Here is a 21,324-nt window from a genome sequence, read left to right as displayed (position 1 = left end):
GCGCGGGAGGAAACGTGCGACAACTGGCAACAATACTCTTATCTCTGGCGGTGCTTGTCACCGCTGGCTGCGGCTGGCACCTGCGCAATACCACGGCGGTGCCTGCTCAGATGAAAACCATGATCTTTGATTCCGGAGATCCGAACGGTCCACTCAGCCGGGCAATTCGCAATCAGCTGCGTCTGAACGGCGTTGAGCTTGTTGAGAAACAGACGCTGCGTCAGGATGTACCGTCTCTGCGTGTGACAGGAAGTGGTCTGTCGAGAGACACTGCGTCTATCTTCCAGGATGGCCGTACCGCAGAGTATCAAATGGTGTTGACGGTCAACGCGGCAGTTCTGATCCCGGGTAAAGACATCTATCCGATCAGCACGAAAGTGTACCGTTCGTTCTTCGATAACCCGCAGACGGCGCTGGCAAAAGATGCCGAACAGCAGATTATCATCAACGAAATGTACGACAAGGCGGCGGAACAGCTGATCCGTAAACTGCCAAGTATTGCAGCGTCAACCAAACAAGGATCTGACATTGTTGATAAACCGGTTGATGGCACGCTTCCTGCTGCTAACTCTCTGGGTAAATGATGATCAGGCTGTATCCTGAACAACTCCGCGCGCAGCTCAATGAAGGGCTGCGCGCGGCGTATCTGCTTCTTGGAAACGATCCGTTATTACTTCAGGAAAGCCTGGATGCCGTGCGGCATGTCGCCGCCGCGCAGGGCTTTGATGAACACCACACCGTCCAGCTGGATAACAATACCGACTGGAACGCCCTCTTCTCGCTCTGTCAGGCGATGAGCCTGTTCGCATCGCGCCAGACGATTCAGATCCTGCTGCCGGAAAACGGGCCTAACGCGGCGATGAACGAGCAGCTCGCTACGCTGGTCAGCCTCTTACACAGCGATCTGATCCTGATTGTGCGTGGCAACAAGCTGACCAAAGCGCAGGAAAACGCGGCATGGTTTACCCAACTCGCGCCCCACGCGGTGTTGGTCACCTGTCAGACGCCTGAGCAGGCACATCTGCCTAAATGGGTCGCCGCGAGAGCGAAACAGCACAACCTTCAGCTGGATGACGCGGCGAACCAGCTGCTCTGCTACTGCTATGAAGGTAACCTGCTGGCCCTGGCGCAGGCGCTGGACAGACTCTCCCTGCTCTGGCCGGACGGCAAGCTGACCTTGCCGCGCGTCGAGCAGGCCGTTAACGACGCGGCGCACTTCACGCCGTTCCACTGGGTGGACGCGCTGCTGTCGGCAAAAAGTAAACGCGCCCTGCATATTCTGCAGCAGCTGCGCCTCGAAGGGAGCGAACCGGTCATTCTGCTGCGTACGCTGCAGCGCGAACTGCTGCTGCTGATTACGCTCAAGCGTCAGTCTGCCCATACGCCTTTGCGTTCGCTGTTTGATAAACACCGGGTGTGGCAAAATCGCCGGGCTTTGACTTCCGAGGCCATCAACCGTCTGAGTCATGAACAGCTTCGCCAGGCGGTACAGCTTCTGATACGCGCCGAACTCACGTTAAAACAAGATTACGGCCAGTCGGTCTGGGCAGAGCTGGAAAGCCTTTCCCTGCTGCTCTGCCACAAGGCGCTGGCAGACGTTTTTATTGATGGATAGTATGCACTCTTTACAGGCCCTGTATGGCGGCACCTTCGACCCGGTACACTACGGGCATCTGAAGCCGGTTGAAATTCTGGCGAATCTGATCGGCCTTCAGCGCGTTACCATCATGCCGAATAATGTCCCGCCCCACCGTCCACAGCCCGAGGCGACCAGCGAGCAGCGAAAAGAGATGCTTGCCCTGGCCATCGCAGATAAGCCGCTCTTCCGGCTTGACGAGCGTGAGCTGCGTCGCGATACGCCCTCCTGGACCTCGCAGACGCTTCAGGAATGGCGCGCAGAACAAGGTCCAGACCAGCCGCTGGCTTTTATCATCGGACAGGACTCCCTGCTGAACTTCCCCACATGGCATAAATATGAAACCATCCTGGAGAACAGCCACCTGCTCGTCTGCCGCCGTCCTGGCTATCCGCTGACCATGCGCGAAGCGCAGTACCAGCAGTGGCTGGAAGATCATCTCACCGCCAATGTTGAAGATCTTCACACTCAGCCTGCCGGGAAGATTTATCTGGCCGAAACGCCGTGGTTCGATATCTCTGCAACCCTCATTCGCGAGCGCTTACAGCAGGGTTTAGCGTGTGACGATCTGCTCCCCGCACCGGTGCTGGCCTATATCCATACGCATGGTTTGTATCAGAAAAGCGCAGATGAATAGCCGGAGGGCATAAAAAGCGGCTTATTGTTTATCCTGCCTTGACAGGGTAAGCCATACTGTTATTCTCCGCTGCCAGACTTTCCCGCCGATGATTGCTTTACAGAAATTGTTTTACAAAAATGGCGATGCAATCTCAGGCAGAGGGTGGGATGATACCCGCCTTCAAAAGCCCGGCCGGAGACTTTTGTCCCGACACAGGCATGAGTTCAGGTATACTGTCTGGCTACGAATTCAACGTTTTACAATCTCATTCACCCCAGGGGGAAAACTTGCAGGGTAAAGCACTCCAGGATTTTGTTATTGACAAAATTGAAGACCTGAAAGGTCAGGACATCATCGCTATCGACGTTAAGGGTAAATCCAGTATTACCGACTGCATGATCATCTGCACCGGTACGTCCACACGTCATGTTGTTTCAATTGCCGATCACGTGGTACAGGAATCACGTGCTGCAGGGCTGTTGCCGCTCGGCGTTGAAGGTGAAGCGACGGCTGACTGGGTGGTTGTCGATCTCGGCGATGTGATTGTCCACGTCATGCAGGAAGAGAGCCGTCGCCTGTATGAGCTGGAAAAACTCTGGGGTTAATGCGTGAAGTTGCAGCTGGTCGCCGTCGGTACCAAAATGCCGGACTGGGTACAAACCGGTTTTACTGAATATCTGCGTCGTTTTCCAAAAGACATGCCGTTCGAACTGGTGGAAATCCCCGCCGGTAAGCGCGGCAAGAACGCCGATATCAAACGTATTCTCGATAAAGAGGGCGAACTGATGCTGGCTGCCGCTGGCAAAAACCGCATCGTCACCCTCGATATTCCAGGAAAACCCTGGGATACGCCGCAGCTGGCGCACGAACTGGAGCGCTGGAAGCAGGATGGCCGTGACGTCAGTCTGTTGATTGGCGGACCCGAAGGGTTATCCCCTGCCTGCAAAGCGGCAGCAGAACAAAGTTGGTCCCTCTCCGCGCTGACGCTTCCCCACCCGCTCGTTCGGGTACTGGTGGCAGAAAGCCTGTATCGCGCGTGGAGCATTACTACCAACCACCCCTATCACCGCGAGTAATGACTGACCAGGGTAGATTAAGCAGCGGATGAAACTACAGAATTCTTTTCGCGACTATACGGCTGAGTCCGCGCTGTTTGTGCGCCGGGCGCTGGTCGCCTTCACCGGGATTTTGCTGCTTACCGGCGTGCTGATCGCCAACCTTTATAATCTGCAAATTGTCCGTTTTACCGACTACCAGACGCGTTCCAACGAAAACCGTATCAAGCTGGTGCCTATCGCACCCAGCCGCGGCATTATTTACGATCGCAACGGCACCCCGCTGGCGTTAAACCGCACCATCTATCAAATCGAGATGATGCCGGAAAAAGTCGATAACGTTCAGGATACGCTGGAAGCGCTGAAAAGCGTTGTTGACCTTAACGACGACGATATCGCCGCCTTCAAAAAAGAGCGCGCCCGCTCTCACCGTTTCACCTCCATACCGGTTAAAACCAACCTGACGGAAGTCCAGGTGGCCCGCTTTGCGGTAAACCAGTACCGTTTCCCCGGCGTGGAAGTAAAGGGCTACAAGCGTCGCTACTACCCCTACGGCTCCGCGCTGACGCATGTGATTGGCTACGTCTCCAAGATTAACGACAAAGACGTCGACCGCCTCGATAAAGACGGCAAGCTGGCGAACTACGCCGCAACGCACGACATCGGTAAGCTCGGTATTGAACGCTACTACGAAGATGTCCTGCACGGGCAAACCGGCTATGAAGAGGTTGAGGTTAACAACCGTGGCCGCGTGATTCGCCAGCTTAAAGAAGTGCCGCCTCAGGCGGGGCATGACGTCTATCTGACCCTCGACCTTAAGCTACAGCAGTATATTGAAACCCTGCTGGCAGGCAGCCGCGCAGCCGTTGTGGTCACCGATCCCCGCACCGGCGGCATCCTGGCGATGGTGTCTATGCCAAGTTATGACCCGAACCTGTTTGTTGACGGCATTTCCAGTAAAGACTACTCCGGTCTGCTGAATGACCCCAACACGCCGCTGGTGAACCGCGCGACGCAAGGGGTTTACCCGCCGGCATCCACGGTTAAACCGTACGTGGCGGTCTCTGCACTGAGTGCTGGCGTCATCAACCGCAATACCAGCCTGTTTGACCCGGGCTGGTGGCAGCTGCCCGGTTCAGAAAAGCGCTATCGCGACTGGAAAAAATGGGGCCACGGTCATCTGAACGTCACCAAATCGCTGGAGGAGTCTGCGGATACCTTCTTCTATCAGGTGGCGTATGACATGGGGATCGACCGCCTGTCAGAATGGATGAGCAAATTCGGCTACGGACACTACACCGGCGTTGACCTGGCGGAAGAACGCTCCGGCAACATGCCGACGCGCGAATGGAAGCTGAAGCGCTTTAAAAAACCGTGGTATCAGGGCGACACCATTCCGGTGGGTATCGGTCAGGGTTACTGGACGGCAACGCCGCTTCAGATGAACAAAGCCATGATGATCCTCATCAATGACGGCGTGGTGAAAGTGCCTCACCTGCTGCAGAGTACGGTTGAAGACGGCAAAAAAGTGCCGTGGAACCAGCCACACGAAGCGCCGGTGGGTGACATTCATTCCGGCTTCTGGGAGATCGCGAAAGACGGTATGTACGGCGTGGCAAACCGCCCCAACGGTACCGCCCACAAGTATTTCGCCGGTACGCCGTACAAAGTGGCGGCGAAGTCCGGTACTGCGCAGGTCTTTGGTCTGAAAGCCAACGAAACCTATAACGCGCACCGCATTGCCGAACGTCTGCGTGACCACAAGCTGATGACGGCGTTTGCCCCTTATGACAACCCGCAGGTCGCGGTGGCGATGATTCTGGAGAACGGCGGTGCCGGGCCTGCAGTAGGGACCATCATGCGCCAGATCCTTGACCACATTATGCTGGGTGATAACAACACCGAACTGCCGGCTGAAAACCCGGCCGCCGCTGCGGCGGAGGACCAATAATCATGACGGATAATCCAAATAAAAAATCGCTGTGGGACAAAATCCACATCGACCCAGCCATGCTGCTGATCCTGCTGGCCCTGCTGGTTTACAGTGCGCTGGTTATCTGGAGCGCCAGCGGCCAGGACATCGGGATGATGGAGCGCAAAATCGGCCAGATCGCCATGGGCCTGATCATTATGGTGGTGATGGCGCAGATCCCGCCGCGCGTCTACGAAGGCTGGGCGCCCTACCTCTACATCTTCTGTATTATTTTGCTGGTTGCGGTAGATGCCTTTGGGGCCATTTCAAAAGGGGCGCAACGTTGGCTGGATTTGGGCATTGTCCGCTTTCAGCCTTCGGAAATTGCCAAAATCGCCGTGCCCTTAATGGTGGCACGCTTTATCAACCGCGACGTCTGTCCGCCGTCGCTGAAGAATACCGCCATCGCGCTGGTGCTGATTTTCCTGCCAACGCTGCTGGTTGCGGCACAGCCTGACCTGGGTACCTCTATCCTCATCGCCCTCTCTGGCCTGTTTGTCCTGTTCCTGTCGGGCCTGAGCTGGCGCCTGATTGGTATCGCGGTAGTGCTGATTGCGGCGTTCATCCCTATTCTCTGGTTCTTCCTGATGCACGATTACCAGCGCCAGCGCGTCATGATGCTGCTCGATCCGGAAACCGATCCGCTGGGCGCGGGCTATCATATTATTCAGTCCAAGATTGCGATTGGCTCCGGCGGCCTGCGCGGTAAAGGCTGGCTGCACGGCACGCAGTCGCAGCTGGAATTTTTACCGGAACGCCACACCGACTTTATCTTTGCCGTTCTGGCGGAAGAGCTGGGGCTGGTGGGCATCTTAATACTCCTGGCCCTATACGTTCTGCTGATCATGCGGGGATTGTGGATTGCAGCACGCGCGCAAACGACCTTTGGTCGCGTCATGGCTGGCGGGTTGATGCTGATTTTATTCGTTTATGTCTTCGTAAATATTGGTATGGTGAGTGGTATTCTGCCGGTGGTAGGCGTACCGCTGCCGCTGGTGAGTTACGGAGGCTCGGCACTGATCGTGTTGATGGCCGGGTTTGGTATCGTGATGTCGATCCATACCCACAGAAAAATGTTGTCAAAAAGCGTATAAAAATAAGGGGATCGGAATGCGTAAGCAGTGGCTGGGGATCTGCATTGCGGCAAGTTTACTTGCGGCCTGTACTAGTGATGATGGTCAGCAACAGGCAACCGTCGCGCCGCCGCAGCCTGCGGTGTGTAATGGCCCGATCGTAGAAATCAGCGGTGCCGATCCCGTTTATGAACCGCTGAATGCCAGTGCCAATCAGGATTACGAGCGCGACGGCAAAAGCTATAAAATTGTTCAGGATCCTTCCCGTTTCAGCCAGGCGGGCTTTGCCGCCATTTATGATGCCGAGCCTGGCAGTAACCTGACGGCCTCCGGAGAGACGTTCGACCCCATGCAGCTGACGGCGGCACATCCGACGCTGCCGATCCCGAGCTATGCTCGTATCACCAACCTGGCAAACGGCCGCATGATCGTCGTGCGTATCAACGACCGCGGCCCGTACGGAAATGACCGGGTGATCTCCCTGTCGCGCGCGTCTGCCGATCGCCTGAATACCTCGAACAACACCAAAGTCCGTATTGACCCGATTATTGTGGCGCAGGATGGTTCGCTGTCCGGTCCAGGTACCGCGTGTACGACGGTGGCGAAACAGACCTATGCCCTGCCCGACCGCCCCAATCTTGACGGCGGAATGGGCAGCGTCTCTTCTCCGGCCGAGCCTGCTCAGCCGGGGGGAGAAATACGCCCAATCAGCAACGACACGCTGCAAAGCGACGATTCAACGGGCGCACCGGTAAAGAGTAGCGGCTTTCTTGGCGCACCGACGACCTTAGCCTCGGGCGTGCTGGAAGGCAGTGAGCCTACCCCAGCCCCCGCTCCCGTTGCTGCACCAGCGACCCAGTCGGCTCCCGTAACGGCGCCCGCGGCCACGCAAAGTGCAGTGGTGACGGCTCCAACAGCGGCCAGCGGCAGCTATGTGGTTCAGGTCGGCGCAGTGAGCGATCAGGCCCGGGCTAAACAGTATCAGCAGCGTCTGAGCCAGCAGTTTGGCGTACCTGGACGCGTTGAGCAGAACGGTGCGGTCTGGCGCATTCAGATGGGGCCGTTTGCCAGCAAATCGCAGGCAGCTTCCCTGCAGCAGCGTCTGCAGAATGAAGCTCAGCTTCAGTCATTTATCGCTGTTGCGAAATAATTAACCGGCGGTATCCGAATTGTCAGTTTGTGTAAAACACATTCACAAACTCATGCTTAAAGTCGGATGCCTGCCTGAATAGCATTTGCTATAGTAAGGCACTTTTTTTAATTCCATCACGGATGTCGTAGTTCTGACCATGAAGACCACTTTTTCTGCTCGTTTTGTGCAGCGCATGGCGCTGACCACGGCCCTTTGCGCGGCTGCGCTCTCTGCAGCTCACGCCGATGACCTGAATATCAAGACCATGATCCCTGGCGTTCCGCAAATCGACGCGGAATCCTACATCCTGATCGATTACAACTCTGGCAAAGTGCTGGCAGAACAGAATGCCGATGCCCGCCGTGACCCGGCCAGCCTGACCAAAATGATGACCAGCTACGTTATCGGCCAGGCGATGAAGGCAGGTAAATTCAAAGAAACGGATCTGGTCACCATCGGTAACGATGCGTGGGCAACCGGGAACCCGGTCTTTAAGGGCTCCTCTCTGATGTTCCTGAAACCGGGTATGCAGGTTCCTGTTTCCCAGCTGATTCGCGGTATCAACCTGCAGTCGGGTAACGATGCCTGCGTGGCGATGGCCGATTTCGCCGCCGGTAGTCAGGATGCCTTCGTAGGCCTGATGAACAGCTACGTGAACGCGCTGGGTCTGAAAAACAGCCATTTCCAGACCGTACACGGCCTGGACGCAGACGGTCAGTACAGCTCGGCACGTGACATGGCGTTGATTGGTCAGGCGCTGATCCGCGATGTTCCTAATGAGTACTCTATCTATAAAGAGAAAGAGTTCACCTTCAACGGTATTCGTCAGACCAACCGTAACGGCCTGCTGTGGGATAACAGCCTGAACGTTGACGGCATCAAAACCGGTCACACCGACAAAGCGGGCTACAACCTGGTCGCCTCCGCCACTGAAGGCCAGATGCGTCTGATCTCTGCCGTGATGGGTGGCCGCACCTTTAAAGGCCGTGAAACAGAAAGCAAGAAGCTGCTGACCTGGGGCTTCCGTTTCTTCGAAACCGTGAATCCACTGAAAGCAGGCAAAGAGTTTGCGTCTGAACCGGTCTGGTTCGGTGACAACGACCGTGCTTCTCTCGGCGTTGATAAAGACCTCTACCTGACCATTCCGCGCGGTCGTATGAAGGATCTGAAAGCCAGCTACGTCCTGAACAGCACCGAGCTGCACGCCCCGCTGCAGAAAAATCAGGTCGTGGGCACGATCAACTTCCAGCTGGATGGCAAAACGATCGATCAGCGCCCGCTGGTGGTCCTGCAAGAAATTCCTGAAGGCAATTTCTTCGGCAAAATCATTGATTATATTAAATTGATGTTCCACCACTGGTTTGGTTAAAAATCGAACACTTGAAAGTGTGATTTTGATCCCCATATACTAAGTATCCTGATAACTCCCACCTGACGTGGGAGTTATTATTTTTTGACGTTACGCCGGAGCTGACATGAAAACCAAACTTAACGAACTGCTTGAATTCCCTACCCCATTTACCTACAAAGTAATGGGTCTGGCGAAACCTGAGCTGGTTGATCAGGTGGTTGAAGTGGTACAGCGCCATGCGCCGGGTGACTACTCTCCGTCAGTAAAACCAAGCAGCAAGGGCAACTACCACTCGGTTTCTATTACCATCACTGCGACACACATTGAGCAGGTTGAGACGCTGTACGAAGAGCTCGGCAATATCGAAATCGTTCGTATGGTGCTGTAGTCCCTTTGCGGTTACCCGGTTTGCCGGGTAACCCCTCTCCCCGCTGTGATATACTCCCGCATACCTTTTGTCCCTCGTCTTCGGAGACGCAGTTTTGTATCAGGATAAAATTCTGGTCCGTCAACTCGGGCTGCAACCTTACGAGCCTGTCTCCCAGGCTATGCATGACTTCACCGATTCACGCGATGACACTACCCCCGATGAGATCTGGCTGGTCGAACACCTGCCGGTCTTTACGCAGGGTCAGGCGGGAAAAGCAGAACATTTATTAATGACGGGCGATATTCCGGTTATCCAGAGCGATCGCGGCGGTCAGGTCACGTACCATGGTCCCGGGCAGCAGGTGATGTACGTCCTGCTCAATCTGAAGCGCAGAAAGCTCGGCGTGCGTGAACTGGTTACCTTACTGGAACAGACAGTCGTCAATACGCTGGCGGAATACGGGATTGACGCGCATCCGCGGGCCGATGCGCCTGGGGTCTACGTTGGGGAAATGAAGATCTGCTCTCTGGGGCTGCGTATTCGTAAAGGCTGCTCATTCCATGGCCTGGCCTTGAATATTAATATGGATCTCGCGCCTTTCCAGCGCATAAACCCCTGCGGCTACGCCGGCATGGAAATGACGCAAATGCGCCAGTGGGTAGAAACCGCTACGCCAGACACGATTCGTCCCGTGCTTTTGAAGAACGTGTTAGCACTACTTAACAATCCCCCGCACGAATATATCCCTGCTTAATATATCGTACAACAGGGCTCGCTAATTTGACGGGCCACTGTCTATTTACCGTTTTTGCACTTTACAATAATCCATAGATTCTATATTTTCGAAGCGCCCGAATATTACCGCTACATATTATTTAGCCTCCAGCATGCACGGCAAACACGGCATAAGTAACGTGAGCAATTATCACACAAGTGTTTGCTTTTGATAAACAAATGAAACAAAACCAACACTTTACGAATCTCTACAAGCATAATAAATAAATTCAACTATCATTCATATTGTGAATGTATACGGAGTGAAAGCGTGGAGTATAATAATTTACCAGCCAAACGACTGAATGAACCTGGTGGCGAAGACAAGCCGCAAATTTTTCGGACTTTACGTAATATTGATCTCAATTTACTGACTATTTTTGAGGCAGTATATGTCCATAAGGGTATCGTTAACGCTGCGAAAATTCTTAATCTCACGCCATCAGCAATTAGCCAGTCCATCCAAAAGCTACGCGCTATATTTCCTGACCCGTTATTTATCCGTAAGGGCCAGGGGGTAACGCCGACGGCCTACGCCACGCATCTTCATGAGTATATCAGCCAGGGGCTGGAGTCGATTCTGGGCGCACTGGATTTAACCGGGAGCTATGATAAGCAGAGAACCATCACCATCGGCTGTTCTCCTTCTGTGGGTGTGCTGGTGATGCCAGCGATCTTCCAGGCCGTAAAAGAGCATGCTCCGCAGCTCCTGCTTCGCAATGTGCCTCTCCATGAGCCTGACGTTCAGCTTGCCCAGTTCCAGACGGACCTGATTATTGAAAGCGGCAGCTTCAGTGCCAGAGCGCTGGGGCAAAATGTGCTCTATGCGGATAACCTGGTGCTGGTTTGCCGTCAGCAGCATCCTGCCCTCAGCGAGCCGCTGACCATCGAAAACCTGCGCAACTACGACCACTCGTCTTTCATGACCGAAGGGCAGTCCAACCATGGCCTTCGTCAGCGTATTGATGAAATTTTCCCGGAACGTCAGATCAGCTTCAGCAGTTACAATATGTTCACCACCGCATCCCTGATAGGCAGCAGCGATATGCTGTGCATCATGCCATCGCGCCTGTACAGCCTGCTCCGGAAATGCTGGCCGCTGGACAGTATCCCCCTCAGCCAGCTTAATGCGGAATCTATTGAAATTTCACTGCATTACAACAAGCTGAGCTTGCGCGATCCGGTTCTGGAAAACGTCATCCGCATTATCCGTCAGGCCTTCTGACAGGTTGAGCCAGCATAAGCCCCTGCGGCAGGCAGGGAAAAAGGCACAAAACAACAACTATTTTACAAATTGGCGATCTGGCAGGCTGCTTTAACGACCGTTTCAATGATATACTGCCTGTCGTTCGTTCAAAAATAGTTGATAAATACAACATTCCCTTGAATTGAAACGCTTTCCTTCGATATTCGCAACTGGAACACGCACGCTATGAGTAAACCCATTGTGATGGAACGCGGTGTTAAATACCGCGATGCCGATAAAATGGCCCTTATCCCGGTTAAAAACGTGGCTACAGAGCGCGAGGCGCTGTTAAGAAAACCGGAATGGATGAAAATCAAACTTCCGGCCGACTCTTCGCGTATCCAGGGGATCAAAGCGGCGATGCGCAAGAATGGCCTTCACTCCGTTTGTGAAGAAGCCTCTTGTCCGAACCTTGCTGAATGTTTCAATCACGGTACCGCGACGTTTATGATTCTGGGTGCGATCTGTACCCGCCGCTGCCCGTTCTGCGATGTTGCTCATGGCCGTCCGGTCGCGCCTGATGCTAACGAACCCCAGAAGCTGGCGCAGACCATCGCCGACATGGCGCTGCGTTACGTGGTTATCACGTCCGTTGACCGTGACGATCTGCGCGACGGCGGAGCACAGCACTTCGCTGACTGTATTACGGCCATTCGCGAGAAAAGCCCAAACATCAAAATCGAGACGCTGGTGCCAGACTTCCGCGGCCGTATGGACCGTGCGCTGGATATCCTGGCCGCGACGCCGCCAGATGTGTTTAACCACAACCTGGAAAACGTACCGCGTCTCTATCGTCAGGTCCGCCCGGGCGCTGACTATAACTGGTCTCTGAAACTGCTGGAACGCTTCAAAGAAGCGCATCCGCATATTCCGACCAAGTCAGGTCTGATGGTAGGTCTGGGTGAAACTAACGATGAAATCATCGAGGTGATGCGCGATCTTCGCCGCCACGGTGTAACCATGCTGACTCTGGGCCAGTATCTGCAGCCAAGCCGTCACCACCTGCCGGTACAGCGCTACGTGAGCCCGGACGAGTTTGATGAAATGAAAGCCGAAGCGCTGGCGATGGGCTTTACTCACGCCGCATGCGGCCCGTTTGTTCGCTCCTCCTACCATGCAGATATGCAGGCAAAAGGCGAAGAAGTTAAATAATGCTGTAATATTCATTTACAGTAATACAAAAAAACCGGCCTCATGAGCCGGTTTTTTTTCGCATGCCCTCAGGCGTTGCTGTCACTCTTTGTGAGAAAGCTTGTCTGCCGGGACGTCATCCTCAGCGCTTTTCTTCGCGGCTGTATCATCGTCGTTCATCGCTTTCTTAAAGCCTTTGATGGCAGCCCCCAGGTCACCACCCAGCGTGCGTAACTTCTTGGTACCAAACAGCAGGACGACCAGTGCGGCAACCACCAGCAGTTTGGTAATACTAATCTCACCCATAGATACCTTCTTTACTTAAAACAGGCTGCATTCAGCGCCAAAACCTGACTGTATTAACGGTCATTTAGCGCGTGCACACAATAGCAATCTGTAACAAGGTGAATCAAGCATTGTTGAAAAAAACATCACAATAATTGCGGTGGCGCAAACCGACGATTGCGAAGAACGGGTAATTGCTGACGCGCAAGCGCAATTCTGTCTATGTTTATCTCTGCCACCAGCAAATCCGGGGCTTCCGCAGCGGCGGCAATCGTCACACCCAGCGGATCGACCACCCTGCTTTGCCCGATGTTCTTCGTTCCGCATTCTCCTGCAGCAACGACATAGCAGGTGGTATCCAGCGCGCGTGCCGCCAGCAGCGTTGCCCAGTGATGTTCTTTTAACGGCCCTTTAACCCACGCGGCAGGCAGAACCAGCACGTCCGCCCCCTGTAGCGCCAGATGGAGTGCCAGCTCCGGAAAACGCAGGTCATAGCAGGTCATCAGCCCAACCTTTAATCCGTCAATCTCCAGCAGCGGCGGAACACGGTCTCCTGGGTCGACGCGCCGTGATTCCTGAATGCTGAAGGCATCATAAAGATGGAGCTTGGCGTAACGTGCGACTATGGCTCCGCCGCGAATCGCCACCAACGTATTCACCGCCCGACCCGGCGTAGAGGGAACATGGATTGTTAAGATCGTCGTCATCGTATTGCCCACACTCTGGGCGAGCAATTGCTGTAAAAATTCACCGTCCAGCGGCTGCGCGGACTTCACGGATAAATCCGGGTCATTATCATCCCTGGCCAGCAGCGCCTCAGGAAGCACCAGCAGCGACGCGCCTTTCTGTTGGGCCTGCATCATCAGATTGACGCATTTTATCGCGTTAGCCTGCCAGTCAGGCGTGACCGCAAATTGCCCTACCGCAACATACATATTTGTCCCCTCATCATAAACGGCGTTAAACTCGCTTCTCTTACACATCAAATAGCAGGTATTTAGCGTGTTACAACTACTTTTAGCCGTTTTTATTGGTGGGGGAACGGGTAGCGTTGCGCGATGGTTTCTCAGTATGCGGTTTAACCCCCTGCATCAGGCGATTCCCATGGGGACACTGGCTGCAAACCTGATAGGTGCCTTTATCATTGGCATGGGGCTGGCCTGGTTTAACCGAATGACACACATTGACCCAATGTGGAAAGTCCTGATTACCACCGGATTCTGCGGCGGGTTAACCACCTTCTCAACCTTTTCTGCGGAAACGGTTTTTCTCTTTCAGGAAGGCCGTATCGGCTGGGCGCTGATGAATATGGCGATCAATATGCTCGGCTCCTTTGCGATGACGGGGATCGCATTTTGGCTATTTTCTTCCGCAAGCGCGCATTAACAGCCGAACCGTTAATGTTGGCTTAATTTTTCTCTGTCACTCTGGATGCAGTACTGAACGAGGGTGACAGAATGAAACAGAGTCTGATGAGCGTAGGCATGGTGTTGTTAAGCGTGCTGATCGTGGCCAGCTTCCTGAAAATGTATCTGCTTGGCTGATTCAAAACGAAAAAAACCCGCTCAGTGAGCGGGTTTTGAAATTCTTGCTGACGCGTCTGGATTACAGAGCGATTACGTTAGCAGCAGAAGGGCCTTTGGCACCGTTAGTGATTTCGAACTCTACACGCTGACCTTCAGCCAGAGTTTTGAAACCATTAGACTGGATTGCAGAGAAGTGTACGAACACGTCTTTGCTGCCATCTTCAGGAGTAATGAAACCGAATCCTTTGGACTCATTAAACCACTTAACGTTACCTTTAATCTTAGACATCAAAATTACCTTTACATTAAAAAACGACACAAATGCTGTGTCGGTTACCAGTACATCAATTGTGAGACCTTTTGTCCAGCGGATCTTTGATAAAAAGTGACTAAAGTCGCGTTAATTTTCACTGGCAGATTTTTATCGTTTATGAATCAACGGCTGCGCGTTTTATCACCAACAGGTAAAGTTTTTTCAGTTAAAACTGAAAACGCATCCAGGCGAAGTAAACGTTACCGTTGTTGTACGTGCCCGGGATGTAGGTCATCTGGAACGTTGCGGGGCCGTAACCGATAGAGGCCAACGGCAGCAGCACCGGGATCGGAATGTAGTTCCAGTTGTCACGTGCGGTGACCCCCGCGGTATAGCCCAACCCGACATGGAAGTTCTCGTCGGCTAGCGGGCGCCAGGTTTTCTCCCAGCCGTAGCCCCCAATCGGCTCCCATTTATTAAAGGAGTCTTTAAAGGCCATCAGATAGATGCCATGCCAGTTTCCCTTATCATCCCAGCGCGACTGACCGAAACCAGCGCCCCACGGACGCTCGTTATATTTATCGGTTTTCTCTTTGTCGTAAGCAAAACGCGCATGCCACGTTATTGCCGGAACATAGAGATCATAATGTTCGGGCGCCGTCCAGGTCTGAGAGACATTATCCGTAAAGGTTGAGAACCACCCTTTATCCGTCGCGTTGTCCTCTGCCTGTGCAACAGAAGAAAACGTTAACTGCCCAAAAATAAACAATAAAATTGAGAAAAATGTATTACGTACGATCACAATGCAATTACCATTCTTAGTATTCGAGGCAAAGTTTACCATAAAGTAGTTGAATCAAGGCTTAACGACATCAGCGTTATTCCTAATTATTCGGCCTTTTTCCGGGAATATTCTCAATAAACTGGACCGCAAGTCTGAATAAGCCCATTCAGAGTGAGCCTTTAACCTATTTAGCCTTGTATATCAGCAACATGCTGAGTTACACAAAATATTAACAATCTGTTATCATTGTAAGGACATATTGCGCTATTTCTGACGGTCAAGACTCTCATGGCGTAAATGTAAGAGCCATGGCAAAAACACGGTTGTTCTGCTCTCTAGTCGTCTGTTTATTGATTTTAATCAGCAAGAACAGGCCATTTATTCGGCACATTTTCATCCTTCTTATTTTTATTGATTTTTTGTGCTCCATTGCAGCAGAGATACAGGGGAAATCATGCTTACGTTATTCGAACTCCTTATTGGGGTCGTCGTCATTGTCGGTGTCGCACGCTACATCATTAAAGGCTATTCGGCCACGGGCGTATTATTTGTTGGCGGTTTAACGCTGCTGATTATCAGCGCCATAATGGGACATCAGGTATTACCTGCCAGTGCAACCAGTACGGGTTACACCGCCACTGATATTGTTGAATACATTAAGATATTACTCATGAGCCGCGGCGGCGACCTGGGTATGATGATCATGATGCTGTGCGGTTTTGCCGCCTACATGACCCATATCGGTGCCAACGACATGGTCGTTAAGCTTGCCTCAAAACCGCTGCAATACATCAACTCACCCTATCTGCTGATGGTCGCCGCCTATTTCCTCGCCTGCCTGATGTCGCTGGCCGTGTCGTCGGCAACCGGACTTGGCGTACTGCTCATGGCCACGCTGTTCCCGGTCATGGTGAACGTCGGTATCAGCCGCGGCGCGGCAGCAGCCATTTGCGCGTCTCCGGCAGCCATTATTCTCTCCCCGACCTCCGGCGACGTTGTGCTGGCGGCAAAGGCTGCGGAGATGTCGCTCATCGACTTCGCCTTTAAAACCACGCTGCCAATCTCTATTGTCGCCATTGTGGGAATGGGAATCGCGCATTTCTTCTGGCAGCGCTATCTGGACAAGAAAGAAAACATCAGCCACGAGATGATGGATGTGAGTGAGATCACCACCACCGCACCCGCGTTTTATGCCATTCTGCCCTTCACGCCGATTATCGGAGTGCTGATTTTTGACGGCAAATGGGGCCCGCAGCTGCACATCATCACCATTCTGGTGATCTGCATGCTGCTGGCTGCCGTGCTGGAGTTTGTGCGCGGTTTCAACACGCAAAAGGTGTTCTCGGGTCTGGAAGTCGCCTATCGCGGTATGGCGGATGCCTTCGCTGGCGTGGTGATGCTGCTGGTGGCAGCGGGCGTTTTTGCTCAGGGTCTGAGCACCATCGGCTTTATCCAGAGCCTGATCTCTATCGCCACCTCGTTCGGCTCGGCCAGTATTATCCTGATGCTGGTCCTGGTGGTACTCACCATGCTGGCGGCCATGACCACCGGTTCCGGCAATGCGCCTTTCTACGCTTTCGTGGAGATGATCCCGAAACTGGCCCACTCCTCCGGTATTAACCCGGCCTATCTCTCCATTCCCATGCTGCAGGCGTCAAACCTGGGCCGTACCATTTCCCCGGTATCGGGCGTGGTCGTCGCCGTTGCCGGGATGGCAAAAATCTCGCCATTTGAAGTGGTAAAACGCACCTCAGTGCCCGTTATGGTTGGGCTGATTATCGTGATTATCGCCACGGAAGTGCTGGTGCCCGGCGCAGCTTAAGCTAAATTCCTGATATCCAGAAAGCGCCTGCGGGCGCTTTTTGTGCTTTAATAACCCCCAGAAATCAATCACGCTCATTCGATCAGGAAATCATATGTTCAGGAAGGATATCGTTATCCCGTCTGGGGCAATCGCGCTTGCCCTCTGTGTTTTCTCCACACAGGCAGAACCGCTCAAGGCAACCCAGTATGGCGATTTCGATCGCTATGTGCTGGCCCTGTCCTGGCAAACCGGGTTTTGCCAGAGCATGGTCGAGCGCAACCGCAATGAACCTGACGAATGTCGCCTGCAAAAAGAGCGCGAAAATAAAGCCGATTTTCTGACCGTTCACGGGCTATGGCCCGGCCTGCCGAAATCCATTGCCGCACGCGGGGTGGATGAACGTCGATGGATGCGTTTTGGCTGCGCCACGCGCCCCATTCCGAACATGCCGGAAGTGAAGGCCAGCCGCAAATGCGATGCCGCCGAAACCGGGCTGTCGCTTTCCGCTGCCGCTAAGCTCAACGACGTGATGCCGGGTGCGGGCGGTAATTCCTGCCTGGAACGCTACGAATACGCCAAACATGGCGTCTGCTTTGGTTTCGATCCGGATGCCTATTTCGGCACGATGGTGCGGATGAATCAGGAAGTTAAAAACAGTGCGGTCGGTAAATTCCTTGCCAATAACTACGGAAAACCCGTCAATCGCAGCGACTTTGACAGTGCCGTAGCCAAAAGCTGGGGCAAGGAGAACGTCAAAGCGTTCAAGCTGACCTGCAACGGCAATCCGGCTTATCTGACCGAGATGCAGATTTCGCTGAAGGCTGACGCCATTAACAACCCGCTTTCTGCGGCCTCATTTGCCCCGCAGCCACATCCGGGTAACTGCGGTAAACAATTCGTGATTGATAAAGCCGGTTACTGATCCGCGCCCGGGCGCACCATATCAAACCGGTTTTCATCGCTGATGCCATAGTACGCCGTCGGCCCACCCGCACGCAGGATGGGCTGCGCTTTCGCCGTCTGGTATATCCCCTCTTCCAGCAGCGTTTCGGCAATATGGATACCGACCACTTCCCCCAGCACCAGCCACGTGTCCACCGGCGTACCGTCGGCTCCGGTAAGCTGAATGCACTGGGACAGTCGACACTCAAAATTCACCGGGCTTTCTGCAACGCGGGGGGCGTTAACCAGCTGGCTGGCCGCTGGCGTGAGCCCGGCAAAGCTAAATTCATCCCGATCGTGGGGAAGCATCGCAGAGGTTTGATTCATCGCCTGCGCGAGATCGCGCGTTGCCAGGTTCCAGACAAACTCCCCGGTTTCCGTAATATTACGCACGCTGTCCTTCCAGCCATTGCTGGAAAAGCCGATGATCGGCGGGCGGTAGTTAAAGCAGTTGAAGAAACTGTACGGTGCAAGGTTCAGCTGACCGGCCTTGTCGCAAGAGGAGATCCAGCCTATCGGACGTGGACCAATAATGGCGTTCAGCGGGTCATGCGGCAGGCCGTGCCCCTGAGACGGTTGATAGAAGTACATAATTCTCTCTCGTTGGTGGGCAACGCCCGGGTTCAGGACACTCAGCGTAACGTATTCCGTCAGGAATGAAGACTGAATAAATTTCAGCGAAAATTCATATGGCCCATGAATGTGACTTTCATCACTTCAAACTTGCGCGCTCAGCCAGTATCATCGGGAGAGTTAAACCCTCGCTGCCAGACGGCGAGGGTTTTCTTTTGGATCAGTTTCTGCGTTAGACGCAGCATTAACGACATGGAGTAAAAAATGTCCAGACCTACCATTATCATCAATGAGCTCGACGCAGAACGTATCGACAGGCTGCTGGAAAAAGCGGAGTTCGCCTCGCTCCCCGTGGCCGACGCCCTGAATGAGGAGCTCGACCGGGCACAGATGTGCACGCCTGAGACAATGCCGCATGACGTGGTCACCATGAACAGCCAGGTGAAATTCCGCAACCTGACCACCGGTGAAGAGTTGACCCGTACGCTGGTATACCCGACTCAGATGACCGACAGCAGCACACAGCTTTCTGTTCTGGCCCCTGTGGGTGCCGCACTGCTGGGGCTGCGTACGGGGGATACGATCCACTGGGAATTACCGGGTGGCGCGTCAACCCATCTGGAAGTGCTGGAGCTGCTCTACCAGCCAGAAGCCGCGGGCGATTACCTGCGTTAATCTCTTCTGAATAAGCGCCTACCCGCTTTGCACAGAGGATGCAGCCGCATCCTCTTTCCGCAAATTCACCCAATTTTCCTATACCGCGCAAAATGGCCTTAATCCACGCTTAACCTGTTTTGGTGCCGCGGGGACGGTCATGAGTGAGATAGGCGTTATCACACTTATCTTTCTGATTTTTGTGGCGATTATCGTCACGGCCGTGCTCTATCTTGAACGCCACTGGTAAGCGAACATTCTCAGGCAACCCCGCCCGGGAAGGCATTCACCAGCCCTTTAACGGTCTGCTCTGCGGCTTCGGGGGTCTCTGCGCCCGGGACCAGAATCACCTTCCGGCACTCCTCCTCCCGTTTTTCGAAAATCTTATAGGCGCGTTCCGCATCCGCAAGGGGGAGATAATGGGTCACGATCTCTTCCGGCGTAAGCAGCCCTTTTTCGATCAGCGGTAACAGTTCACCCAGCCAGGCATGGACGTGCGTCTGACCCATCTTAAACGTCAGCCCCTTATCAAAGGCATCGCCAAACAGGAAGCCATGGATAAACCCTGCGTATACGCCGGGTACGCTGACCACCCCGCCGCGACGCACGGCAGCAATGCACTGACGCAACGCTTTGCCGCTGCTGCCTTCGATTTTAAGATTGCTGAGGATCGTTTCCGTGGTGCTGCCTTTCGCTTCAAACCCGACCGCATCAATCACGGCGTCAACGCCGCGCTGGCCCGCGGTCTGCTCGATGATTTTTTCCGCCGCGTCGTTGTCATCATCGAAGTTGATGGGGATAGCGCCATAGCGCGCCTCGGCAAATCGCAACCGGTAGGGATGGTGATCGATAACAAAGATCTGCTCAGCCCCCAGCAGCCGCGCACAGGCGATGGTCAGTAGCCCCACCGGCCCGGCGCCGAAAACGGCTACGCTTGAGCCTTTTTCAATCTGCGCATTTTTTGCCGCCTGCCAGGCCGTGGGTAAAATGTCGGACAGGAACAGCGCTTTATCATCAGAAAGAAGCTGCGGGACTTTAAACGGCCCGACGTTACCCTTCGGCACGCGAACGTATTCCGCCTGCCCGCCCGGCACGCCGCCGTAGAGGTGGCTATAGCCAAACAGCGCCGCAGGCGCGGGAATTTGCTTTTTGTTCAGTGCGGCACCCTGCCCGGCGTTGGTATTCTCACAGGCCGCATACTGCTGGAGGCGACAGAAGAAACAGTCCCCGCAGGCGATAACAAAGGGGATCACCACGCGATCGCCCTTTTGCAAATTCTTCACCTCTGCGCCGCACTCGACGATTTCCCCCATAAACTCATGGCCAAAAATATCGCCGTGCTGCACCTTTGGGATCTTTCCGCGGTAGAGATGCAAATCGGAGCCGCAGATAGCCGTGGCCGTGACGCGCAGAATAATATCGTCGGGCTGTTCGATGATGGGGTCGGGGACATTCTCGACGCGAACATGGTGTGGACCGTGATACGTAAGTGCTTTCATGCGACCTCCGAAAGGTTCCGGGTAAGTGTATAAGGGTAGCTACCCCTGAAGGTCTGCCTGTGAATACGGGTCTTTTGAGATTTATCCTGGCAAGATAAGAAAACTGACGGAGCGCTTACAGAAACCATGACTATTTTGTGGTTGAATGAGTACAGCGTTTATAAACAAGGAGAAACGGGTATGTATCAGAGAATCATTATGCCGGTTGATGTTTTTGAAATGGAGCTGAGCGACAAGGCCGTACGCCACGCGGAGTTTCTGGCGCAGCAGGACGGTGTCATCCATCTGCTACACGTGCTGCCAGGCTCCGCCAGCCTGAGCCTGCACCGCTTTGCCGCCGATGTGCGTCGCTTCGAGGAACATTTGCAGCACGAGGCGGAAAATCGCCTGCAAACCATGGTAAGCCACTTCAGCATCGACCCTTCACGGATCAAAACACACGTCAGATTCGGCAGCGTACGCGATGCGGTAAATGAACTGGCGACCGAACTGAAGGCAGACGTGGTGGTTATCGGTTCGCGTAACCCGTCCATTACCACGCATCTGCTGGGCTCTAACGCCTCCAGCGTCATCCGCCACACCCATATACCGGTGATGGTCGTCAGATAAAAAAAAGAGGCCACCTTTCGGTGGCCTCTCGCTATT

The 21,324-nt window shown here is 53.9% G+C and carries 25 protein-coding genes; 19 read left to right on the top strand and 6 right to left on the bottom strand.

All coding sequences use genetic code 11. The features are described 5' to 3' along the window. Positions 1–14 precede the first annotated feature (14 nt). The 13 genes from lptE (at position 15) to lipA (ending at position 12,380) form a co-directional block, all read left to right on the top strand. Positions 15–584 carry an LPS assembly lipoprotein LptE gene (gene lptE / locus N6P30_RS12035; protein ID WP_008501042.1) on the top strand — a complete coding sequence of 190 codons (570 nt, stop codon included), beginning with the start codon at positions 15–17 and terminating at the stop codon, positions 582–584. Then, positions 584–1,615 (top strand): DNA polymerase III subunit delta, encoded by a 1,032-nt coding sequence (gene holA / locus N6P30_RS12030; RefSeq protein WP_032676821.1) that lies wholly within the window; start codon positions 584–586, stop codon positions 1,613–1,615. The genes lptE and holA overlap by 1 nt, the downstream gene beginning before the upstream one ends. Further along, on the top strand, positions 1,608–2,273 hold the full coding sequence (gene nadD / locus N6P30_RS12025) for a nicotinate-nucleotide adenylyltransferase (RefSeq protein ID WP_032637604.1): 666 nt from the start codon (positions 1,608–1,610) through the stop codon (positions 2,271–2,273). The genes holA and nadD overlap by 8 nt, the downstream gene beginning before the upstream one ends. 269 nt (positions 2,274–2,542) lie before the next feature. Next, positions 2,543–2,860: a ribosome silencing factor gene (gene rsfS, locus N6P30_RS12020; RefSeq protein ID WP_032676822.1), complete on the top strand. Its 318-nt coding sequence runs from the start codon at positions 2,543–2,545 to the stop codon at positions 2,858–2,860. A 3-nt stretch (positions 2,861–2,863) separates the two neighbouring features. Beyond that, a complete protein-coding gene (gene rlmH / locus N6P30_RS12015) occupies positions 2,864–3,331 on the top strand; it encodes a 23S rRNA (pseudouridine(1915)-N(3))-methyltransferase RlmH (protein WP_003858701.1) in 468 nt (155 codons plus the stop codon). A 28-nt stretch (positions 3,332–3,359) separates the two neighbouring features. Beyond that, on the top strand, positions 3,360–5,261 hold the full coding sequence (gene mrdA / locus N6P30_RS12010; RefSeq protein WP_023293034.1) for a peptidoglycan DD-transpeptidase MrdA: 1,902 nt from the start codon (positions 3,360–3,362) through the stop codon (positions 5,259–5,261). 2 nt (positions 5,262–5,263) lie between these two features. Continuing rightward, positions 5,264–6,376, top strand: coding sequence for a peptidoglycan glycosyltransferase MrdB (mrdB, locus tag N6P30_RS12005; protein WP_008501037.1), 1,113 nt, complete (start codon positions 5,264–5,266; stop codon positions 6,374–6,376). Between the two features lie 16 nt (positions 6,377–6,392). Next, positions 6,393–7,505, top strand: a complete 1,113-nt coding sequence (gene rlpA, locus N6P30_RS12000) for an endolytic peptidoglycan transglycosylase RlpA (RefSeq protein ID WP_023293035.1) — start codon at positions 6,393–6,395, stop codon at positions 7,503–7,505. A gap of 139 nt (positions 7,506–7,644) precedes the next feature. Next, positions 7,645–8,856, top strand: coding sequence for a D-alanyl-D-alanine carboxypeptidase DacA (gene dacA / locus N6P30_RS11995; RefSeq protein ID WP_008501035.1), 1,212 nt, complete (start codon positions 7,645–7,647; stop codon positions 8,854–8,856). Between the two features lie 106 nt (positions 8,857–8,962). After that, positions 8,963–9,226 (top strand): DUF493 family protein YbeD, encoded by a 264-nt coding sequence (ybeD, locus tag N6P30_RS11990; protein ID WP_003858718.1) that lies wholly within the window; start codon positions 8,963–8,965, stop codon positions 9,224–9,226. Positions 9,227–9,320: 94 nt separating this feature from the next. Continuing rightward, entirely contained in the window at positions 9,321–9,962 is a 642-nt protein-coding gene (lipB, locus tag N6P30_RS11985) for a lipoyl(octanoyl) transferase LipB (RefSeq protein WP_023293036.1), read from the top strand. Positions 9,963–10,253: 291 nt separating this feature from the next. Further along, on the top strand, positions 10,254–11,207 hold the full coding sequence (locus tag N6P30_RS11980; protein ID WP_021242582.1) for a YbeF family transcriptional regulator: 954 nt from the start codon (positions 10,254–10,256) through the stop codon (positions 11,205–11,207). 207 nt (positions 11,208–11,414) lie between these two features. After that, positions 11,415–12,380 (top strand): lipoyl synthase, encoded by a 966-nt coding sequence (lipA, locus tag N6P30_RS11975; RefSeq protein WP_023293037.1) that lies wholly within the window; start codon positions 11,415–11,417, stop codon positions 12,378–12,380. A gap of 81 nt (positions 12,381–12,461) precedes the next feature. Here lipA and tatE read toward each other — a convergent pair whose 3' ends face one another. Both tatE and N6P30_RS11965 read right to left on the bottom strand, forming a co-directional pair. After that, a complete protein-coding gene (gene tatE, locus N6P30_RS11970) occupies positions 12,462–12,665 on the bottom strand; it encodes a twin-arginine translocase subunit TatE (protein ID WP_008501031.1) in 204 nt (67 codons plus the stop codon). 125 nt (positions 12,666–12,790) lie between these two features. Beyond that, the gene (locus N6P30_RS11965) at positions 12,791–13,579 is read right to left on the bottom strand and encodes a deaminated glutathione amidase (protein ID WP_021242583.1); all 789 of its coding nucleotides are present in this window, start codon (positions 13,577–13,579) and stop codon (positions 12,791–12,793) included. A 67-nt stretch (positions 13,580–13,646) separates the two neighbouring features. Here N6P30_RS11965 and crcB point away from each other — a divergent pair, with 67 nt between their 5' ends. Then, complete coding sequence (gene crcB / locus N6P30_RS11960; protein WP_008501029.1) at positions 13,647–14,030, top strand: fluoride efflux transporter CrcB; 384 nt, start codon at positions 13,647–13,649, stop codon at positions 14,028–14,030. A gap of 219 nt (positions 14,031–14,249) precedes the next feature. Here crcB and cspE read toward each other — a convergent pair whose 3' ends face one another. Both cspE and pagP read right to left on the bottom strand, forming a co-directional pair. Then, positions 14,250–14,459: a transcription antiterminator/RNA stability regulator CspE gene (cspE, locus tag N6P30_RS11955; protein WP_002439184.1), complete on the bottom strand. Its 210-nt coding sequence runs from the start codon at positions 14,457–14,459 to the stop codon at positions 14,250–14,252. A gap of 190 nt (positions 14,460–14,649) precedes the next feature. Continuing rightward, positions 14,650–15,267 carry a lipid IV(A) palmitoyltransferase PagP gene (pagP, locus tag N6P30_RS11950; RefSeq protein WP_008501026.1) on the bottom strand — a complete coding sequence of 206 codons (618 nt, stop codon included), beginning with the start codon at positions 15,265–15,267 and terminating at the stop codon, positions 14,650–14,652. A 394-nt stretch (positions 15,268–15,661) separates the two neighbouring features. On the opposite strand from pagP, the gene dcuC reads away from it, so the two are divergent. Both dcuC and rna read left to right on the top strand, forming a co-directional pair. Then, positions 15,662–17,029 (top strand): anaerobic C4-dicarboxylate transporter DcuC, encoded by a 1,368-nt coding sequence (gene dcuC, locus N6P30_RS11945; protein ID WP_021242585.1) that lies wholly within the window; start codon positions 15,662–15,664, stop codon positions 17,027–17,029. Between the two features lie 94 nt (positions 17,030–17,123). Continuing rightward, positions 17,124–17,933, top strand: coding sequence for a ribonuclease I (gene rna / locus N6P30_RS11940; protein WP_023293038.1), 810 nt, complete (start codon positions 17,124–17,126; stop codon positions 17,931–17,933). Here rna and N6P30_RS11935 read toward each other — a convergent pair. Then, positions 17,927–18,544 (bottom strand): flavin reductase family protein, encoded by a 618-nt coding sequence (locus N6P30_RS11935; RefSeq protein ID WP_008501022.1) that lies wholly within the window; start codon positions 18,542–18,544, stop codon positions 17,927–17,929. The two genes, rna and N6P30_RS11935, sit on opposite strands and share 7 nt — an antisense overlap. A 246-nt stretch (positions 18,545–18,790) precedes the next feature. On the opposite strand from N6P30_RS11935, the gene rnk reads away from it, so the two are divergent. Then, positions 18,791–19,201 (top strand): nucleoside diphosphate kinase regulator, encoded by a 411-nt coding sequence (rnk, locus tag N6P30_RS11930; RefSeq protein WP_023293040.1) that lies wholly within the window; start codon positions 18,791–18,793, stop codon positions 19,199–19,201. 139 nt (positions 19,202–19,340) lie between these two features. After that, entirely contained in the window at positions 19,341–19,430 is a 90-nt protein-coding gene (gene yldA, locus N6P30_RS24585; protein ID WP_008501020.1) for a small membrane protein YldA, read from the top strand. 10 nt (positions 19,431–19,440) lie between these two features. Here the strand turns inward: yldA and N6P30_RS11925 are convergent, their stop codons facing one another. Further along, on the bottom strand, positions 19,441–20,679 hold the full coding sequence (locus N6P30_RS11925; RefSeq protein ID WP_008501018.1) for a zinc-dependent alcohol dehydrogenase: 1,239 nt from the start codon (positions 20,677–20,679) through the stop codon (positions 19,441–19,443). 180 nt (positions 20,680–20,859) lie between these two features. Between N6P30_RS11925 and uspG the strand changes: the two genes are divergently transcribed. Beyond that, positions 20,860–21,288: a universal stress protein UspG gene (gene uspG, locus N6P30_RS11920; RefSeq protein WP_008501017.1), complete on the top strand. Its 429-nt coding sequence runs from the start codon at positions 20,860–20,862 to the stop codon at positions 21,286–21,288. Positions 21,289–21,324: the final 36 nt, after the last annotated feature.

The sequence above is a fragment of the Enterobacter sp. PL1 genome, from assembly GCF_945957325.1.
GTDB classification, from domain to species: domain Bacteria; phylum Pseudomonadota; class Gammaproteobacteria; order Enterobacterales; family Enterobacteriaceae; genus Enterobacter; species Enterobacter roggenkampii.
The sequence above is the reverse complement of the archived record's forward strand: the minus strand, read 5'-3'. Positions and strand labels throughout refer to the sequence as shown.

Bases quoted from the DNA above. Each gene is read 5' to 3' on its own strand.
- N6P30_RS11935 (WP_008501022.1), bottom strand. From the start codon at position 18,544: ATGTACTTCTATCAACCGTCTCAGGGGCACGGCCTGCCGCATGACCCG.
- lipA (WP_023293037.1), top strand. From the start codon at position 11,415: ATGAGTAAACCCATTGTGATGGAACGCGGTGTTAAATACCGCGATGCC.
- rna (WP_023293038.1), top strand. From the start codon at position 17,124: ATGTTCAGGAAGGATATCGTTATCCCGTCTGGGGCAATCGCGCTTGCC.
- yldA (WP_008501020.1), top strand. From the start codon at position 19,341: ATGAGTGAGATAGGCGTTATCACACTTATCTTTCTGATTTTTGTGGCG.
- mrdA (WP_023293034.1), top strand. From the start codon at position 3,360: ATGAAACTACAGAATTCTTTTCGCGACTATACGGCTGAGTCCGCGCTG.
- nadD (WP_032637604.1), top strand. From the start codon at position 1,608: ATGGATAGTATGCACTCTTTACAGGCCCTGTATGGCGGCACCTTCGAC.
- dcuC (WP_021242585.1), top strand. From the start codon at position 15,662: ATGCTTACGTTATTCGAACTCCTTATTGGGGTCGTCGTCATTGTCGGT.
- pagP (WP_008501026.1), bottom strand. From the start codon at position 15,267: ATGGTAAACTTTGCCTCGAATACTAAGAATGGTAATTGCATTGTGATC.
- N6P30_RS11965 (WP_021242583.1), bottom strand. From the start codon at position 13,579: ATGTATGTTGCGGTAGGGCAATTTGCGGTCACGCCTGACTGGCAGGCT.
- rnk (WP_023293040.1), top strand. From the start codon at position 18,791: ATGTCCAGACCTACCATTATCATCAATGAGCTCGACGCAGAACGTATC.
- cspE (WP_002439184.1), bottom strand. From the start codon at position 14,459: ATGTCTAAGATTAAAGGTAACGTTAAGTGGTTTAATGAGTCCAAAGGA.
- dacA (WP_008501035.1), top strand. From the start codon at position 7,645: ATGAAGACCACTTTTTCTGCTCGTTTTGTGCAGCGCATGGCGCTGACC.
- ybeD (WP_003858718.1), top strand. From the start codon at position 8,963: ATGAAAACCAAACTTAACGAACTGCTTGAATTCCCTACCCCATTTACC.
- N6P30_RS11925 (WP_008501018.1), bottom strand. From the start codon at position 20,679: ATGAAAGCACTTACGTATCACGGTCCACACCATGTTCGCGTCGAGAAT.
- mrdB (WP_008501037.1), top strand. From the start codon at position 5,264: ATGACGGATAATCCAAATAAAAAATCGCTGTGGGACAAAATCCACATC.
- uspG (WP_008501017.1), top strand. From the start codon at position 20,860: ATGTATCAGAGAATCATTATGCCGGTTGATGTTTTTGAAATGGAGCTG.
- holA (WP_032676821.1), top strand. From the start codon at position 584: ATGATCAGGCTGTATCCTGAACAACTCCGCGCGCAGCTCAATGAAGGG.
- tatE (WP_008501031.1), bottom strand. From the start codon at position 12,665: ATGGGTGAGATTAGTATTACCAAACTGCTGGTGGTTGCCGCACTGGTC.
- rlpA (WP_023293035.1), top strand. From the start codon at position 6,393: ATGCGTAAGCAGTGGCTGGGGATCTGCATTGCGGCAAGTTTACTTGCG.